A 17,246-nucleotide genomic window follows, 5' to 3' on the forward strand; every position below is an offset into this window, starting at 1 on the left:
GCTCGGCCAGTTCTGCCATGGTACCCATGCCTGCTTTGGTGAAACTTAGGGAGTCACCCACCCATGCAAGGATCCCCGCACATAAGGTCTTCACTCTCTCCGCAAAGTGCAGCCAGCGCTGACATTATCCAATGCGAAGATGTTCACAAATGGTACGGCGATTTCCACGTCCTCAAGGGCATTACCACCCGCATCCGCCGCGGAGAGGTGGTGGTGGTCTGTGGGCCTTCAGGTTCGGGCAAGTCAACGTTTATTCGCACGTTGAACCGCTTAGAAGAACACCAGAGAGGGCGCATTGTGGTAGATGGCATTGAGCTAACCAGCGACCTGCGCAACATCGATGCCATTCGCCGCGAAGTGGGCATGGTTTTTCAACAGTTCAACCTGTTTCCCCATCTCACGGTTTTGCAAAATGTAACCCTTGGCCCAATCCACGTGAAAAAGATGAAAAAAAGCGAGGCGATAGAGCGGGCCATGGAACTGCTGAGCCGGGTGGGGATCGCCGAGCAAGCGGAAAAATACCCGGGGCAGCTTTCGGGGGGGCAGCAGCAGCGGGTGGCAATTGCCCGCGCCTTGGCCATGAATCCGGCGGTCATGCTCTTCGATGAGCCCACCTCGGCCTTGGATCCAGAGATGATCAAGGAGGTGCTGGACGTGATGCGGGAGTTGGCCCGCTCGGGGATGACCATGGTGTGTGTAACCCACGAGATGGGCTTTGCCCGCGAGGTGGCGGATCGGATTATCTTCTTCGACCGCGGCAAGATCGTGGAGGAAAACACCCCCCAAGAGTTTTTCAGCAATCCGAAAGAAGAGCGCTCCCGCCTGTTTTTATCCCAGATCCTTTCCCACTAGCGAGTCCTTCAGAAGGGGGTGAGGCGTGCCAGAAAAGCCCCCTCCGGCTCTTGATAGACAATCTGCCCCTGCCAGCCGTTGGCGTGGGCACACTGCAGCAGGGTTTCCGGATCTACAAATAGCCAGGGAAAGGGATCCCCCCGCTGGCCGTTGTACTCGGCTACAAAGTTCACTACCTTGGCTTTTGCCTCGCTCCCTTCCTGCCAATCTTCTGAGCCACCTGCTTCGAGGTGGGCAGGAGCGGCCAGCTTGCCAGAGGGATCTTCCAAGTTTTCTAAACGCCCTCCCTCTTCTGCCGGCAGATTCCGCAGATCTGCGAGGTCGCTGGCATCGCTCAAATCGGTGGAATCCAGGAGCAACTGGCCAGTGGGCTGAACCCAGTGGCGAGCCAGGCGCAAAAAACGCTCCAAGCCCGACAGGGATCCCGCCAAGCCGACGCCGTTCATCAGCAGGAGTAGGGTATCGAAGGGCTCTCCTGGCCCCGCCCAGTGGAAAAGATCGGCGGCAATGCGGCAGCGCACCCCCCGCTCTGCCATGATCTGCAACGCCACCGGGGAGCGATCCAAGGCAGCCACGGCCAATCCTTCCTCCTGCAGCAGCAGGCTGTGGCGGCCCGTGCCGGCGCCGATGTCCAGCACCCGACCGCGGCATAGATCCAAAGCCATGGCCTCCACCTCCGGCAGCTCCTGGGTGAAGAACACCTCTGGGGAGACCACCTGGGGCTCTTCCGCCAACGGGATCCCCTCCAGGCCGTAGGCATGCAAGAGCAGGGATCCCTTGGCCTCTCCTCGGTGCCAGTCCCACAGCGCTTGCTCCAAGGGATCCTGAAGTGGGTAATTCTCGACAGCCTTTATCATGGAAGGGGAAAGCTAAACCATTGACCCGATGGCCATCGTCGCCTTTCTTTACGGTGCCGCTATCGTCCTTTTGCTGATTGCAGCAGTGGTTTGGGCAACATCTCGGCAGTTCAACGCGGAGACCAGACCGCAGGCCGGCACCCCACCAGAAGAGCCCCCAGAAACCCCATCTGTTCCTGTTTCCATTGTGGAGCAGCTAGAGCGCCAATACCGCAACAGCCCTTCCTACCGTCCCCACCCTTAAGTTATTCTTCGAGAAGCCTCTGAAAATCCTTGAAAAGACGGGTTTTTGAGGATCCCTGAGGGCACGAGCAGTGTCTTTGCTGGCCGAAGGTCGGCGTTTTCTTCCCTGAATCATGGTTGTCAAGTCTCCGCCACCCATTGTCTACATCGTCCTGGGTCTATTGCTCCTCTGGGGCGGTCATCGTGCTTGGCGGGCGGGCTATGTTCGCTGGCCGGAAGGCATTTCTCTACCGCTAGTATCGCTGCCAGGGTTGGGGGGTGGAGCACAAGATCTGCTCCTGACCAGCGGCGAGCGCACCTTGTTTGCCGATAGCAGTCCCGCTGCCGTTGCCGCTGCAGAGCTGTTGCGCCAAGGTAACCTCAGCGCGGCCATCCCGGTGTTGGAGATGGGGCTGCAAAGCAACCGCAACGACCCGGAAGCTCGCATTTTCTTGAACAATGCCCGTGCCCAGCAGCAGGGCAGTCCCTTGAGCCTGGCGGTGGTGGTGCCCATCTCCAGCAACCCCAACCGCGCCAAAGAGACCCTGCGCGGGGTGGCGCAAGCTCAGGAGGAGCTTTTCCAACAGGGGGGAATCGGAGGACGGCTGCTGCGGGTAGTGATTGCCGACGATGGCGATAACCCTGAGCGAGCAGCAGCGGTGGCCAAAGCCCTGGTGGCGCAGCCTGAGATCTTGGGGGTGATTGGCCATAACACCAGCGATGCCACCCTGGCTGCAGCCGAGGTTTATCAGCCTGCCGGCTTGGCGATGATCTCCTCCACCTCCACCAGCACTCGCATCAGCATGCTGGGGGATGCCATTTTTCGCACCGTGCCCTCCGATCAAGTGGCCGGCACACAACTGGCCCGTTATGCTCTCAGCACGTTGCGGCTGCAAAGGGTGGCCATCTTCTACAACCCCAACAGCGCTTACAGTACCAGCCTGCGGGACGCCTTTGCCTCCACCCTGACCAGCGAAGGGGGCATCGTGCTGGCGGAGTTCGACTTATCGGCGTCGGACTTCAACCCCCAGGCCAGCCTGCAAAGGGCCGTCGGCCAAGGAGCCCAGGTAGCTTTTTTAGCTCCCACGGCTTCCGTAGCCGAAAAAGCGCTGGCCGTAGCCCGCGAGAACGCTGTAGCTGGTAAGCCCCTTGCTCTTCTGGGCGGCGATGTGCTCTTCAGCCTCACCACATTGCAAGAAGGGGGAGCAGCGGTAGAGGGCTTGGTGGTGGCGGTACCCTGGCATCCCCAGGTGCCGCGCAACCGCGAGTTTGCCCAGAAGGCAGCCCAGCTCTGGGGAGGGCAGGTGAGCTGGCGCACCGCTCTGGCCTACGACGCCACCCGGGCTTTTTTGCGAGCCATCCAGCAGGGATCCCCCAGCCGCAGCGCTGTTCTCGCCGCCCTGGGCGACCCGAACTTCCGCTTGCCGGACGGCGCTTCCGGAGAAGTGCGCTTCTTGCCCTCCGGCGACCGCAACGCTCCCAACGTGCTGGTGCGGGTTGAGCCCGGCAACCGCTCCGGTACCGGCTACGATTTTGTGCCTCTCCCCTAGGGATCCCGGCAGACGCTACAGTGGGGGATGCTCTCAACTCTCTCGATCTCCCCAGATCGGATGGATCCCATGCCCACTCGGATCACAGCCTGCTTTCAGGCGCTGCGCAGCCGTGGTGAAAAAGCCCTCATCCCCTACCTCACCGCTGGGGATCCCAACTTGGAAACCACCTTTGAGGCTTTGCAGGTTCTGGATCAGAGTGGCGCCGATCTCATCGAGCTGGGGGTACCCTACTCGGATCCCTTGGCGGATGGGCCGGTGATCCAAGCAGCAGCCACCCGCGCCCTCAGCCGGGGAGTCACTTTGGGCGCCATTCTACAAGGCTTGCGCCGCCTCTCTCTGCAGGCCCCCCTGATCCTGTTCACCTACTACAACCCCATCCACCAGCTCGGCATCCCCAACTTTCTGCATCAACTGCGGCAGGCCGGCTGTGCCGGTTTGGTCGTCCCCGATTTGCCTCTGGAAGAGGCGGGATCCCTGCGACAAGCAGCCCAGGCCGAAGAGATCGACCTCATCCTGCTGGTGGCCCCCACCAGCCCCCCGGAGCGCATGCGCCGCATTGCCCAGCAGTCCAGTGGCTTTGTCTACTTGGTCAGCACCACCGGCGTTACCGGCGAACGGGCCACCCTGGAAAAGCGGATCCCGGCTTTGCTGCAGCAACTGCGCCAACAAACCCCCCTGCCGATTGGGGTGGGCTTCGGCATCTCCACTCCCGACCAGGCCCGCCAGATCGCTCTCTGGGGAGCAGATGCGGCGATTGTGGGCAGCGCATTTGTGCAACGGCTGGCCAAAGCCCCCACGCCTGAAGAAGGACTGCAACAAATAGCTCACTTTTGTCGAGCCCTCAAAGCGGCCCTGCAAGAGGTGACCCCTCCAGAGCGCTGACCGAAGCGCGAGGAGCGTGGAGCGGCGGAAAAATCCCCCGGCTTTAGCCGTGGGGAGAACGTCAGTTCTGTTCAGGAGGGCGCCAACTCAGGTTGCTTCCATCTCAAAACAAATGTTTACATTCCGTAAGCCAGCCTGTAGACCCATTTCCCCCCTGCTGCGCCCCACAGTCGGGGGATCCCAGGCTAAGCAGACATTTTGGTATCGATGGGTTTGTAAATCTTCACAAAACACTCATCCCTCCCGCGATATAAAATTAGGCTGGATGCTCGGCTGTCTGAAAGTCGCAGAGGTTCTTGACCTATCTAAAAATTGGGGGGTTCGGTGGGGGTAGTTTTGAGCAGCCTGCTGCCACGGAATCCCCAGTTTTTGGAGGTCAAAGAGGATCCCGCAAAAAAGCTTGGGATTTGGCTTTTGGGAGGTTCAGCCAGTCGCTCATCGCTTTTTGGAAAGACCAGAAGGAGATCCATCATGCAAGACGCCTTTACCCGGGTGATCGCTCAGGCAGATGCACGCGGTGCCTTTTTAAGTGACCAAGACTTTGACCGTCTGGCGGCTTTGGTGGCAGAGGGCAACAAGCGCCTGGATGCCGTCAACCGCATGACCAGCAACGCCGCCCAAATCGTAACCAACGCAGCTCGGTCTTTGTTTGCTCAAGAGCCGGATCTGATCGCTCCCGGTGGCAATGCCTACACCAACCGTCGCATGGCCGCCTGCCTACGGGACATGGAGATCATCCTGCGCTACATCACCTATGCCACTTTGGCCGGGGATAGCTCTGTGCTGGAAGATCGCTGCCTGAACGGCCTGCGGGAAACCTACATTGCTCTGGGGGTGCCCACCACTTCTGTGGCCAATGCCATTGCTGCTATGAAGAAGGAAGCGCTGGCCAAGATCATGGATCCGAAGGGCATCACTCCTGGGGACTGCTCGGCGCTGCAAAGCGAAGTGGCCAGCTACTTCGATAAGGCTGCTGCCGCCATCGTTTGAGCTTTGGGTCGAAGCTGGCTTAGTCGTCCCTTTTTAGATCGGTTAGATCCCTTCATTTCTGATAGGCAGGTGGAGATCCAGTCCGCCTTTCCTACAGAATGTTCGTTAACAACACAATTGATGAATTTAGGAGTTGCAAGGTGAAAACCGTCATCACTGAAGCGATTGCTGCCGCTGACAATCAAGGGCGTTTTCTGAATGCCAGCGAGCTGCAGGCCGTGAATGGTCGTTACCAGCGTGCTGCTGCTTCTCTGGAAGCGGCCCGTGTCCTAACCAACAATCAGCAAACCCTGGTGCGGGAAGCGGTGCAGGAAGTGTTCAAGAGGTTCCCTTACTTGACCCAGCCGGGTGAAATGGGCCACGGCGATGTGTTTCAGGCCAAGTGTGCCCGCGACATCGGCTACTACCTCCGCTTCATCACCTATTCCCTGGTTGCGGGTGGCACCGGCCCCCTCGATGAATACTTGGTAGCCGGGCTGCGGGAAGTGAACCGCTCCTTTAACCTCTCTCCGAGCTGGTACATCGTGGCTCTGCAGTACATGAAGAGCCGCGCTCTGGGCATGCTGAGCGGCCAAGCGGCCAACGAAGCTGCCATCTACTTCGATTACGCCATCAACGCCCTCAGCTAAGGGATCCCAGGGCAAAGATCCCCGCTTGTTGGGAGGGGACGATCTCTTTCTTCGTCTTCCAAGTGTGTATCTCTCCAGAGCAGGCGGCGGCTCCAGAGAGGTCTATTCCACCTGTTTCTAGGTTGGCTTAGCGCCTCGGCTCCCTTTGAGCCAGTTGGGTTAGTCGCCTGCTCTCTAGTCTGGGGGAGTTAACCTCTGGGTTCTAGACATTGCCTGGTGGCAACGCGGCTGGCCCGCAAAAGTAGCCGGTACAGCTTGTCCGGCGCTTGGTTGCCCCTGACAGTCCTCTAAACGAAATCTGATAATAATTGGGGAAAGCGATGTTCGGTCAAAGCACCACCAGCCCTGAAGCTCTGACAGAAGCCGGCAGCCGGGTTTACCGAGTTGAGTACACCGGCCTGCTCAACCCTCCCGATGCTCTGGCCACCTCTGCCAAAGTTCGCCGCAGCACCCTGAGCGCCACCGTCCCCTACAGTCGGTTGTCTGCCGAGATGCAGCGCATTCTGCGGATGGGTGGCAAAATCGTGCAGGTCACTGCCTTGTCGGGAGCCAATGCCTCTCCTGCTCAGGACAACGGTGCTGCTGAGTAAGGGATGCTCGACGGCTAACTGAAGTTACCGGCAAGGTTGCCCAGGTGTCATGAACAGCTCTGCAACGGTTCGTATGGCATCCAACACGGCGGTGCTGCCACAGCAGCTTAGCTGGGAGCAGGCGATAGCCCGGCTGCAAGGGGATGACTTGCAAGATCGCTACTATGCCGCCTGGTACTTGGGCACAGTTCGGGATCCACGTGGGGTAGAGCCACTGCTTTTGGCGTTGCAGGATGAACGGGATCGCACCGCCTTGGGGGGCTATCCTCTGCGCCGCAATGCTGCCAAGGCCCTGGGGCAAATCGGGGACTTGCGGGCCGTGCCCGGTTTGATCGAGGCCCTCACCTGTACTGACTTCCACGTGCGGGAAGAGGCTGCCTATGCCTTGGCTCAATTGGGGGACAAGCGAGCAGTGGATCCCTTGCTGGCACTGTTGCAGTCTCGCGAACAGGATCAGCCCTGGGAAGCCCTTATCGAGGCACTGGGCCAGCTTCAGGCCACCGAGGCTGAGGCAGCAATCCGACCCTTTTTGAGCCATCCCTCCGAACGGGTGCGTTCGGCAGCGGCTTGGGTGCTCTACCGCTTTACGCAAGCCGAGGAGCTGACCCAAATCCTAGTGGCGCTCCTGGCCCACTCCAACTCCAGCTTGCGACAGGCCGCTTTGTTCGACCTGGCCGAATCGGGATGGGTGGCGGGGGCACCGCTGTTGGCAACAGCCGACGTAGCGCTCAACCTGCGCATCAATGCTCTGAAGCGGCTGTTCGATGTGGCGCTTCAGTTGGGGCGGGTACCGCCGGCTCAGGTGGCGGCAGCGATCCTTCCGCAACTGGAGAGGCTCTTTTAGGATTTTGGGGCGCTCAGTGCCTTTGATTTAGATCATTTCAGATGCTTCAACTGTACCTTTGACTACTCGTTGCTTATGTCCTCCACCTCGGCTGCTCAAGCGCTTCCCACTGCTGTGGCTCAACTGGCGGCAGAGTTGGAGCAGGCCACGTCGCCTGAGGACTTGCTGCGGGTGGTGAGGGCGCTGGGGGCTCTGGGCCAAGTGGAAGGGATCCCCATCTTAATTCGCGCCTTTGGGTTTAATCGCCCTGCAGTTGGGGAGGCTGCTCTGGAGGAGGTGCTGCGCTTTGGGGAAGCCGCGGTGCAGCCCTTGCTGAGCCATATTGACGGTTTTGACTATGGGGCGCGGGCCTATTCGGTGCGGGCTCTGGCCCGTATTGGCCATGGGGATGCCTACCCCTTTTTGGCGGAAGCCATTGTAGCGGACTTTGCCCCCAGTGTGCGACGGGCGGCGACCCGTGGGCTAGGACGAGTGGCGGCCAAGCGGCCCTTGCTCGATCAAGAGCGAGCCTTGCAACTGTTGCGGCAATGTCTTGCCGATGCCGATTGGGGAGTCCGCTACGCCGCCGTTGGATCCCTGACGGACTTGGCTCGCCAGGGTGAACAATCTCTGCGCCCCTCAGTCGAGGCTGCGCTCCAGATGGCCCTGGAAGATGCCGATCCTCTGATCCCTCTCCGCGCCCAGATGAGCTGGCAGGAATTGGCTGCTGAGCCTTAGCTTCCCTGCTCTAGTGTGTCTTTCTCGGTTTTTCTCGTTTTTTCAGGAGCACCACCTATGTCTCTTCCGTTGCTTGCCGATCGCCCCACCACCCAAAATGAACGGGTGCCTCGCTACTTTGTAGCCAGCGACGAAACCCCGCCGGTCTACCGTCCTGACGACCCGACAGGAATTGACAACATCATTCGCGCCGCCTATCGCCAGATCTTCAGCGAGCATCTGATGCTGGAGAGCTATCGGCAAAAAGCTCTGGAATCCCAGTTGCGCAACGGGGCAATCTCGGTCAAAGAGTTTGTGCGCGGCCTGGGCAAGTCGGAGGTGTACCGGGATCTGGTCATGGTTCCCAACGACAACTACCGCTTCATCGAGGTCACCTTCCAGCGCTTTTTGGGTCGGCCCACCTACAGCCAACAGGAGCGCATCAAGTACTCCATCATCGTTGCCACCAAGGGGCTAGATGGCTTCATCGACGCTGTGGTGGATAGCGAAGAGTACAATGCCGCCTTTGGGGACGATGTGGTGCCTTACCAACGCCGTCGCCTGTCGGAAAAGCCCGCCAACCTGGTAACCCCCCGCTATGGAGCTCGTTGGCGCGATGTCTCCGGCGTGAAGCGCTCGACGCGGGAAGTGGTGCGCACCTATCGTCTCACCCGTCCTCCCAAACCCGGGGATCCAGAAAACTTCCTCAACATGGCCCGCATGCTCAATCCCAAGCCGGCTGCACGGCAAAACATCAGCGTCTTCGATCTGAAGATCCCTGACATGACCACCAACCGCCGCTAGGACTGGACGAACTCCCCAATCCGCCGGGCCGATCGATCCGAGGCTGTTCGGATGGGTCGGCCTGCCGCTGTGCCTGGGGCAAGATTCGTTATAATCCTGGTGATGCTTCTTAACACTTGGGTCGCATGAAGAATCCGGTTGTGCAGGCTTTTTTTGTCGGCAAGGCTGTGGCAGACGTTCTGCGCGAGCGTTTGGAAAGCGCCCTCACCGATATTGCCGGGGAAGTGGGCAAGGTGTGGGCTGAGCTGCAGGAGGGCTGGCAAACCTTTGCCCAGGATGTCATGACCCGAGCTGAGGCAGAAGCATCCATGGCCGCCCAGGAAAGGGTGCCGCCTCCTTTCCAGACAGAAGATCTGCAGGCAACTCTGGACGACTTGCGGGCGGAAGTGGCGCAGCTGCGCTCCGAGTTGCAGAAGTACCGGAGTCGAAACGCTTGAACGCGAGCCTTTTGGGATCCCGGACTTCTTTGGGATCACAACCCGTCAAGCCCTATACCGCCTACCGCTGGGCCCGGGAGAACTATACTCGCCAGGGCCGCATGCTGGACATTTGGCGATTTGTGCTCACCTGGCTGTTTTACCTTTGGCTGGATCAGCAGGCTTGGAGCTATGGGGGACAACCCACGCCCGAGCGAAAGGCCCAGCGCCGCCGGGCCAGAGCCATTTGGATCCGCGAAACGCTGCTTAACTTAGGCCCTACTTTTATTAAAGTGGGGCAGTTTTTCTCCACCCGCGCCGATCTCTTCCCCTCGGAATATGTCGAGGAGCTCTCCAAGCTGCAGGATCGGGTGCCTGCTTTCAGCTACGAACAGGTGGCGGCAATTGTGCAGCAGGAGCTGGGCAGGCCGATCACCCAAATCTACAGCTACTTTGATCCCACCCCTTTGGCCGCTGCCAGCTTGGGGCAGGTGCATCGCGCCAAGCTGAAAACCGGGGAAGAGGTGGTGGTGAAGGTGCAGCGTCCGGGGCTGACCCGCTTGTTCACCATCGATTTGGAGATCTGCCGTGGGATTGCCGAGTTCTTTCAGTATCGCACCTCTTGGGGCGGGCCGGGCCGCGACTGGATCGGCATCTACGAAGAGTGTCGGCGCACCCTCTGGGAAGAGGTGGATTACCTCAATGAGGGCCGCAATGCCGATACCTTCCGTCGCAACTTTCGGGATATGCCGCAAATTGCTGTTCCCAAAGTGTATTGGCGTTACACCTCTCCTCGCCTGTTGACATTGGAATACCTGCCGGGGATCAAAATCAGCGATTACGAAGCCCTGAGCGCGGCGGGGCTGGATCGCAAGGTTTTGGCTCGTCTGGGGGCAGAGGCTTATCTGCGGCAACTGCTCAAGGATGGCTTTTTTCACGCCGATCCCCACCCCGGCAACATTGCCGTGAAGCCCGATGGCACGCTGATCTTCTACGACTTCGGCATGATGGGCCGCCTGCGCTCCGATGTGAAAGAAAAGCTGATGGGCACGCTGGCAGGTGTGGTCTCCAAAAATGCCGATCAGGTGGTGGCCTCGCTGGTGGAACTGGGGGTGCTGGTGCCCACCGCCGATCTGGCTCCGGTGCGCCGCTCGGTGCAGTACATGCTGGATCACTTTATGGACAAACCCTTTTCCAGCAACTCGGGAGAAATCTCGGTGGCGGCCATTAGCGAAGACCTTTACGAGCTGGCCTACGATCAGCCGTTTCGCTTTCCGGCTACCTTCACCTTTGTGATGCGGGCCCTGACCACGTTGGAGGGGCTGGGGAAGGGGCTGGATCCGGAGTTCGACTTTATGGAAGTGGCCAAACCCTTTGCGGAGGAGCTGATGAGTTTGAACGGAAGCGAGACCGAGACCCTCTTGGCCCAGGTTGGCCGTCAAGCGGCTGAGTTCACCAGCAGCAGTCTCAGTTTGCCCCGCCGGATCGAATTGACCTTGAGCAAGTTGGAACAAGGGGAGCTGCGCCTGCGGGTGCGATCCAGCGAGACGGAGCGCTTGCTGCGCAAGCTGAACAACACCGGGCTGGGAGTCATTTACGGGGTGTTGTTTGCGGCCTTTTTTTTGAGCGCAACTCAGCTCTTTTTGGCCGGACATGCTACCTTAACGGTTATCGCTTTGGTTTTGGCTGCCCTCGCTGCTCTTGCTTTACTCAGAGTACTCTTAAGGTTGAATCGGTCAGAGCGATTGATGTGATGCGACGATATGCCTGCGCTACGGATCCCGGCAAGCTCCGCAGCAGCAATCAGGATGCCTACTACTGCGATCCGGAGGGACGCTACTTTATTGTTGCCGATGGTATGGGAGGACATGCTGCTGGGGCTACAGCCAGCCTGTTGGCCGTCGAGACCATCCGGGAATATCTGGATCGAGGCTGGAAAAACGTGCCGGCGCCCCGGTTGCTCAGCGAAGCCGTAGAAGCAGCCAACAGTGCCATCCTCAAGGATCAGCGGGAAAATCCAGAGCGGGCAGACATGGGCACTACGGTGGTGGTGGCCATGGTGGATCCCAATGACAACTGCTGGAGCGCTCACATCGGTGATTCTCGCCTCTATCGCCTACGGGGATCCGAAATGCAGCAAATGACCGAGGATCACACCTTAGTGGCTCGCTCCATTCGACTGGGGGAGCTGACCTATGAGCAGGCCCGGATTCACCCTTGGCGACATATTCTCGAGCGCTGCCTGGGCCGACCCGATGCGGGTCCACCTTCTGTGCAGCCGATTACAGTTTACCCAGGGGATCGCCTGTTGTTGTGTAGCGACGGCCTGACGGAGGAGTTAGACGACGAAGTGATCATCGAGTACTGCCTGCAGGTGGAAGATTTGGAGCAACTTCCCCTAAAGCTCATCGAGGCGGCCAAAGAGCGGGGCGGGCGAGACAACATCACAGTAGTGATTGCCGAATACGCCTAGTTTGCGCCCGGCTAAAGACGGTATTGGCGGTACACTTCGCTGGCCGCTCGGTGCAGCAGGGAGTGGCGATACACGAGGCGGTTGAGGTCTTTGCCGTAGCCGCCGCCGACGACGCAGGCGACAGGATAGCCCTGCTTTAGACAAGTGTTCAGCACTTGCATGTCCCGCCGAAACAGGCCCTGGTCGCTAAGGGCCAGCTTGCCCAGGAGATCTTCCTCGTGGGGATCCACACCGGCATCGTAGAGCACCAGGTCAGGGCGCACCTGAGCCAACAGATCGGGCAAGTGGTCGGCCAAAGTCTGGAGATAGGCTTCATCTTCCATGCCTACTGGCAGGGGCACGTCCAGGTCGCTCTGTTGTTTGGTGGCGGGGAAGTTGGCCTCGCAGTGCATGGAAAAGGTGAACACCCGCGGCTCGGAGCGAAAGATCCAAGCAGTGCCATCTCCTTGATGGACATCCAGATCCACGATCAAGAGCCTTTGCACCAGCCCTTGCTGCAGCAGGACTTGGGCGGCAATGGCCAGGTCGTTGAAGATACAAAAGCCGGAGCCGTAGGCGGGGAAGGCATGGTGGGTGCCGCCGGCGGTGTTGCAGGCCAAGCCATGGCGCAGGGCCAATTGGGCAGTCAGGATGGTGCCGCCCACCGCTCGACAGGTGCGCTGTACCAGCTCTGGGCTCCAGGGCAGGCCGATACGCCGCTGCAATTTGGCTTCCAGGGATCCCTCACAGTAGGCTCTGACGTACTCAGGGGTATGTACCGACTCAATCCAGGCGAGGGAGGGCAGCTCGGGGTGGTGCACTTGTTGGGGGCGGATCACCCCTTCCTGCAGCAGCAGCTCTTGCAAGAGGCGAAATTTTGGCATGGGAAAGCGGTGGTCCGGCGGCAGGGGGGCACTGTAGTCGGGGTGGTAAACAATTGGCAAAGACATCAAGGGCAACTGGATTGACGGCGGCGAGCATGGCCTATAACGGCTCCAGTGCTTATGGTAGAGGTAGCCCGCTCCTGCCGGATCCCTTCGAGACTCTTGCAAACCTGTTCTCTGTACCGCCGCGATTCCCTATGTTTACTGCGTCGGATCCCTTTTTGGGTCGCCTCTTGGCTCAGCGTTATCGACTCGTACATCTGCTGGGACAGGGAGGCATGGGGCGAGTCTATTTGGCTCAAGATTTGCTCTTTGGTGGGGTGGAAGTGGCCGTCAAGCTGCTCTCCCAGCCGGCAATGGATCGGCGCACCCGCCTGCGCTTTGAACGGGAAGCGAAAGCCTGCGCGGCTTTGGGCCAAAAAAGCCTGCACATTGTCAAAGTCAATGACTATGGCCTTACCCCCGATGAGGTGCCTTTCTATGTGATGGAATACCTGAACGGCCAAACCCTCAAGGATATTCTGGCCGCAGGGGCTTTGCCTTTGGAGCGCTTCTTCCGGCTGGCCCGTCAAATTGGCTTGGGGTTGAAAGCAGCCCACGAGGGGATCCTCATGGAAGGGCAACGGGTGCAGGTGATCCACCGCGATTTGAAGCCGGCCAACGTGATTGTAGTGCCTGATAGCAGTTTTGGGGAACTGGCGAAGCTGGTGGATTTCGGCATTGCCAAGCTGCTCAACAGCCATGAATCTTTGAGCTTTACCCATGCCTACCTGGGAACGCTGGCCTATTCTTCCCCGGAACAGCTGGAAGGGTTGCCGCTGGACGCCCGTTCCGATATCTACAGCTTCGGGATCATGCTGTACCAGATGGTGTCTGGCCAGATGCCCCTCAAGCCCACCACCGAATCTTTCCCGGGCTGGTACCAGGCCCACCACAAGCACCGGCCCATCCCTCTAGAAGACTGGGGACTGAAGTTTCCGCTGCCCGCCGGTTTGTCTGACTTGATCCTCGGTTGCCTGGCCAAAGATCCTGCCGCCCGCCCGCAGTCGGTGGCCAATGTGTTGGCGGAGCTGGAGCACATTCAAGCCAGAGCACAGGGATCTATTGCCCCTCAGGTCCCAGTCGCCTCGTCGGAAGAGGCTGCCTCTGGCCCACTTTCTGGAGGTCTCCCTGCCGCTGCGCCGTCCTTGGTTACAGCCGGTACTCTGCGGCTCAGGCCCTTGACGGCGGCCACGGAGGTCGAGAACGGGGGATCCCTGCTTTGGGTGCGCCTGATTCCCTTTCTGATGGGCGGGCTGCTGGGCTGGGTTTTGGTGAGTTGGCAATGGGGACAGTTGCTGCAGCGCCCCTCGGCCCCCCGTGTTTCCGGGTCAGGATCTCGTCCGGCAGTGGAAGATCCCATTGCCCCAGAGAATGCCCATCCCCTGTCTGAGGAGAGTGGTTCGAGCGAGGAGCCGCCGCTGGAGGGGATCCCTGAGTTCCTTGTTTTGGCTTCAGAGCGGAGCAAACGGCGGGATCCCGCGCCGGAGCTGGAACCCTACAACAGGAGCGAGCCGGTGTTTCGCGCCTTTCCCTTGGAGACTTCCCGCGAGACGGTACGAGCCAGCCTGGGATCCCCCAACCAGCAGGGGCATGGTGCTTGGCCCAACACCGTGTATGACCTGTATCGCCTTGGCGGGGTGAACCTGGGCCTGCTCTACGACGCATCCAGTCTGGCCCTGCGGCAAACCGAAGCCACCGTCACCGATGGCGTACCCACCCCTCAAGTGGAAGGACTCTTGGAGGATATGCTGCAAGCCCCCTTGCCTGCTCAACTGCAGCGAGAACTGCAGGCTGTGCGCGAGGGACGTTCCGGGCGAGTGCAATTCCGCGTTGGCCCCTGGGCCGGCAGGATCGAACGCAACGCCCAAGGCCATCTTTACATGGCCCTCTGGGATCCCACGCTGCCCAGCGGTGCTCCACCACCTTCCCCCTCCTCTCCCACCCTACCCCCGGCTGCCCCCGTTGCCCGGCCTCCCAAGGCCCGTAACCTCAATTCAGCAGCAGGCGGCCCTCGTCCCGGCCAGACCATGCAGGAGCTGCTGCGCCGTGCGCGCGAATTGCGGGGGGACTGAGCCATGTCTGCTTCTGAAGACAAAAAGCCGCTGTTGGGCACCGTCGCTCGCCTCTTCAAAACTCTGGCGAGGCCTTTCCCTGTCGGGCCTACAGCTCTCCTCAAACCCCCCGAACCTCCTCCCCCCAAGCGCCCGGTGCGCCTGCGGATTACCTGCCCAGGAGAGCCCCCCCAGGTGGTTGCCCTGAAGGGATCCGACATTCTCGGTCGCAGCCAGACGGTGGCCACCATTCGCATCCCTGCCCCCGCGGTGAGCCATCTCCACGCCCACATCCGTCCCCGCCCGGATTGGCGCCTGCCCGGTCTGGGTTGGCGGATCCCGTTGCCCCCTATTCTCTACTGGCTGGGGTGGAATGCCGGTCGCTACCAGCTAGAAGATCAAGACTCGACCAACGGCGTTTTCCGCCTCAAACCCTTCGGTGGTGTCGAGCGGGTGCGCCGGGTGATCTTGCGGCATGGCCAGCAACTGAGCCTTGGCCCGCCTCGGGATCCGGAGAGCGTCTGGATTCAAGTGCTGGATCCACCCCCACCACAGGTGTATGGGGTGCGCGGCTGCCTCATCCTGATGGTGGTCTTGGGGCTGGGGGCGAGGATTTGGATCGGCCATGAGTGGAGCAAGTTCTCAGTGGAGCCACCCCTCTCCGCAGATCGCAACCCCCTGATCGTCCTGGCCGGGGATCAGCAGACGGAGCTGCGCCGCCATCAGGGGGACACCTACCGGGAGCTGCCCAACCTAGAAGCTTTTGGGCCGATTTTGCCCAAGGTGGTGGTCGCCGCCGAAGATCACCGCTTTTACTCCCACTTTGGGGTGGATCTGCTGGGCATTGCCCGCGCCTTTTGGGTGAACCTGCGCTCGGGGGAAGTGCAGCAGGGGGGCAGCTCCATCAGCCAACAACTGGCCCGAACCGTGCTGCGGGACTACACCGGCTCCGGCAACACCTTCGGGCGCAAGCTGCGGGAGGCCGTCGCTGCCCTGAAGCTGGAACAGCGCTACAGCAAAGACGAAATCCTCGCTCTCTACCTCAACAATGTTTACCTGGGCAACGGCATCTACGGCTTTGAGACTGCCGCCCAGTTCTATTTCGGGATCCCAAGCCGCCAGCTCAGCCTTTCCGAAGCTGCGACTCTGGCGGCCATTTTGCCCGCGCCCAATGCCTTTAACCCTGTCGCCAACTATGATGCCGCCGTTCGGGGCCGGGATCGGGTGTTGGATCGCCTGAGCGAGCTGAAAGTCTTCCCCGAAGAGGAGATTCGGCGGGCCCGGCGCAGTCGCCTCACCCTCAACCCCAATTTGCGCTCCCAAACCTCGACAGTTGCTCCCTACTTTTACAGTGCCGTCTTCCAGGAGCTGCGGCAGCTCTTGGGCCAAGACCTCTCGGCAGAGGGCAACTTCATCATCGAAACCACGGTGCATTTGCCCTACCAGCGTTTGGCAGAGCAAGTCCTGGCCCAAACGGTGCGCGAGTCCGGATCCCGCTTGGGCTTCAGCCAAGGCGCTTTGGTCAGTCTCGACAGCCGCAACGGTGAAGTGCTGGCTTTGGTGGGCGGGATCGACTACAACGCCAGCCCCTTCAACCGGGCTACCCAAGCTCAAAGGCAGCCGGGCTCCACCTTCAAAGTGTTCACGTATGCGGCTGCCCTCACCCAGGGGATCCCTCTCTCCCAAGTGTTGTCTTGCGAGCCCCTCACCTGGGGCAACCTCACCTTTCGGGGCTGTCGCTCGGGATCGGCCCCTATGGATTTGGCCCGCGGCCTGATCCTCTCCGAAAACGTGATTGCCCTGCGGTTGGCCCAACAAGTAGGTCTAGAGCAAGTGGTGGCGACGGCCCGGCAAATGGGCATCCAATCGCCGTTGCAACCCTATCCTTCTATGGTGATTGGCACAATGGAGGTGAACTTGCTGGAGTTGACAGCAGCCTTCACTCCTTTTGCCAATCGTGGCCTTTGGTCAAGGCCCCACACCATCCGCCGCATCTTGGATAGCAGCGATTGCGCCAACCCCAACGACTTTCGCACCTGCCGTGAGATTTACCCTGGTCGGGAGGATCCCCGTTCTCAGCGACTTGTCTTACCAGAAACCGTCGCCCAACAGATGACAACCGTACTGCAAGGGGTGATCAGCTCCGGCACCGGTACTACTGCCCGGCTCGGCATTGGAGAAGCCGGTAAAACCGGCACCACCACCGCCAACAAGGATCTGCTCTTTATCGGCTACACGCCCAACCCTCCCCTGGTGACCGGCATTTGGCTGGGCAATGATGACTCTAGCCCAACACGAGGAAGCAGCAGCATAGCCGCTCAAACTTGGGGAAATTACATGAGACAAGTCATTCAATAGTTCGAAAATGGCTAGGTCGTGTTGATCTTATGTTAGGATAGAGAGAATAATTTATAGAGGAAAGAGGATGAAGTTGGTTTTTTTAGATGAAAACAAATGGCAGAAGATATTGGCTTTTTTACAG

17 protein-coding genes are annotated in these 17,246 nt (G+C 59.9%); 15 read left to right on the top strand and 2 right to left on the bottom strand.

The window, feature by feature from the left end; genetic code table 11:
- Positions 1-63 precede the first annotated feature (63 nt).
- Positions 64-852, top strand: a complete 789-nt coding sequence (locus NW842_RS07660; protein ID WP_011432567.1) for an amino acid ABC transporter ATP-binding protein — start codon at positions 64-66, stop codon at positions 850-852.
- An 8-nt stretch (positions 853-860) separates the two neighbouring features.
- Here NW842_RS07660 and NW842_RS07665 read toward each other — a convergent pair whose 3' ends face one another.
- A complete protein-coding gene (locus tag NW842_RS07665; protein ID WP_011432568.1) occupies positions 861-1,709 on the bottom strand; it encodes a class I SAM-dependent methyltransferase in 849 nt (282 codons plus the stop codon).
- A gap of 28 nt (positions 1,710-1,737) precedes the next feature.
- Here NW842_RS07665 and NW842_RS07670 point away from each other — a divergent pair, with 28 nt between their 5' ends.
- From NW842_RS07670 to NW842_RS07725, 12 genes are all read left to right on the top strand, one after another.
- Entirely contained in the window at positions 1,738-1,953 is a 216-nt protein-coding gene (locus NW842_RS07670; protein WP_414356379.1) for a DUF6479 family protein, read from the top strand.
- A 112-nt stretch (positions 1,954-2,065) separates the two neighbouring features.
- Entirely contained in the window at positions 2,066-3,481 is a 1,416-nt protein-coding gene (locus NW842_RS07675) for an ABC transporter substrate-binding protein (protein ID WP_414373169.1), read from the top strand.
- 69 nt (positions 3,482-3,550) lie between these two features.
- Positions 3,551-4,366, top strand: a complete 816-nt coding sequence (trpA, locus tag NW842_RS07680; RefSeq protein WP_414356377.1) for a tryptophan synthase subunit alpha — start codon at positions 3,551-3,553, stop codon at positions 4,364-4,366.
- A gap of 468 nt (positions 4,367-4,834) precedes the next feature.
- Positions 4,835-5,356, top strand: a complete 522-nt coding sequence (locus NW842_RS07685) for a phycocyanin subunit beta (RefSeq protein ID WP_414343171.1) — start codon at positions 4,835-4,837, stop codon at positions 5,354-5,356.
- 140 nt (positions 5,357-5,496) lie between these two features.
- Positions 5,497-5,985 carry a phycocyanin subunit alpha gene (locus NW842_RS07690; RefSeq protein WP_011432574.1) on the top strand — a complete coding sequence of 163 codons (489 nt, stop codon included), beginning with the start codon at positions 5,497-5,499 and terminating at the stop codon, positions 5,983-5,985.
- Positions 5,986-6,305: 320 nt separating this feature from the next.
- Complete coding sequence (locus NW842_RS07695) at positions 6,306-6,575, top strand: phycobilisome linker polypeptide (RefSeq protein ID WP_414349914.1); 270 nt, start codon at positions 6,306-6,308, stop codon at positions 6,573-6,575.
- Between the two features lie 73 nt (positions 6,576-6,648).
- A complete protein-coding gene (locus NW842_RS07700) occupies positions 6,649-7,419 on the top strand; it encodes a HEAT repeat domain-containing protein (RefSeq protein ID WP_414356375.1) in 771 nt (256 codons plus the stop codon).
- Positions 7,420-7,494: 75 nt separating this feature from the next.
- Positions 7,495-8,136, top strand: a complete 642-nt coding sequence (locus NW842_RS07705) for a HEAT repeat domain-containing protein (RefSeq protein WP_414373168.1) — start codon at positions 7,495-7,497, stop codon at positions 8,134-8,136.
- Positions 8,137-8,193: 57 nt separating this feature from the next.
- Positions 8,194-8,919 (top strand): phycobilisome rod-core linker polypeptide, encoded by a 726-nt coding sequence (locus NW842_RS07710; RefSeq protein WP_414343146.1) that lies wholly within the window; start codon positions 8,194-8,196, stop codon positions 8,917-8,919.
- 125 nt (positions 8,920-9,044) lie between these two features.
- Entirely contained in the window at positions 9,045-9,356 is a 312-nt protein-coding gene (locus NW842_RS07715) for a DUF6825 family protein (RefSeq protein ID WP_011432579.1), read from the top strand.
- 29 nt (positions 9,357-9,385) lie between these two features.
- Positions 9,386-11,089, top strand: a complete 1,704-nt coding sequence (locus tag NW842_RS07720; RefSeq protein WP_414417796.1) for an ABC1 kinase family protein — start codon at positions 9,386-9,388, stop codon at positions 11,087-11,089.
- Complete coding sequence (locus NW842_RS07725) at positions 11,089-11,808, top strand: PP2C family protein-serine/threonine phosphatase (protein WP_414417797.1); 720 nt, start codon at positions 11,089-11,091, stop codon at positions 11,806-11,808. Before NW842_RS07720 ends, NW842_RS07725 begins: the two co-directional genes overlap by 1 nt.
- 11 nt (positions 11,809-11,819) lie before the next feature.
- Here the strand turns inward: NW842_RS07725 and NW842_RS07730 are convergent, their stop codons facing one another.
- Positions 11,820-12,737, bottom strand: coding sequence for a histone deacetylase (locus tag NW842_RS07730; RefSeq protein ID WP_414417798.1), 918 nt, complete (start codon positions 12,735-12,737; stop codon positions 11,820-11,822).
- Positions 12,738-12,868: 131 nt separating this feature from the next.
- Here NW842_RS07730 and NW842_RS07735 point away from each other — a divergent pair, with 131 nt between their 5' ends.
- Positions 12,869-14,785 carry a serine/threonine-protein kinase gene (locus NW842_RS07735; RefSeq protein ID WP_414417799.1) on the top strand — a complete coding sequence of 639 codons (1,917 nt, stop codon included), beginning with the start codon at positions 12,869-12,871 and terminating at the stop codon, positions 14,783-14,785.
- 3 nt (positions 14,786-14,788) lie between these two features.
- On the top strand, positions 14,789-17,122 hold the full coding sequence (locus NW842_RS07740) for a transglycosylase domain-containing protein (RefSeq protein WP_414373162.1): 2,334 nt from the start codon (positions 14,789-14,791) through the stop codon (positions 17,120-17,122).
- Positions 17,123-17,246: the final 124 nt, after the last annotated feature.

This window comes from Synechococcus sp. R55.4, assembly GCF_047461935.1.
In the GTDB taxonomy this organism is placed as follows: domain Bacteria; phylum Cyanobacteriota; class Cyanobacteriia; order Thermostichales; family Thermostichaceae; genus Thermostichus.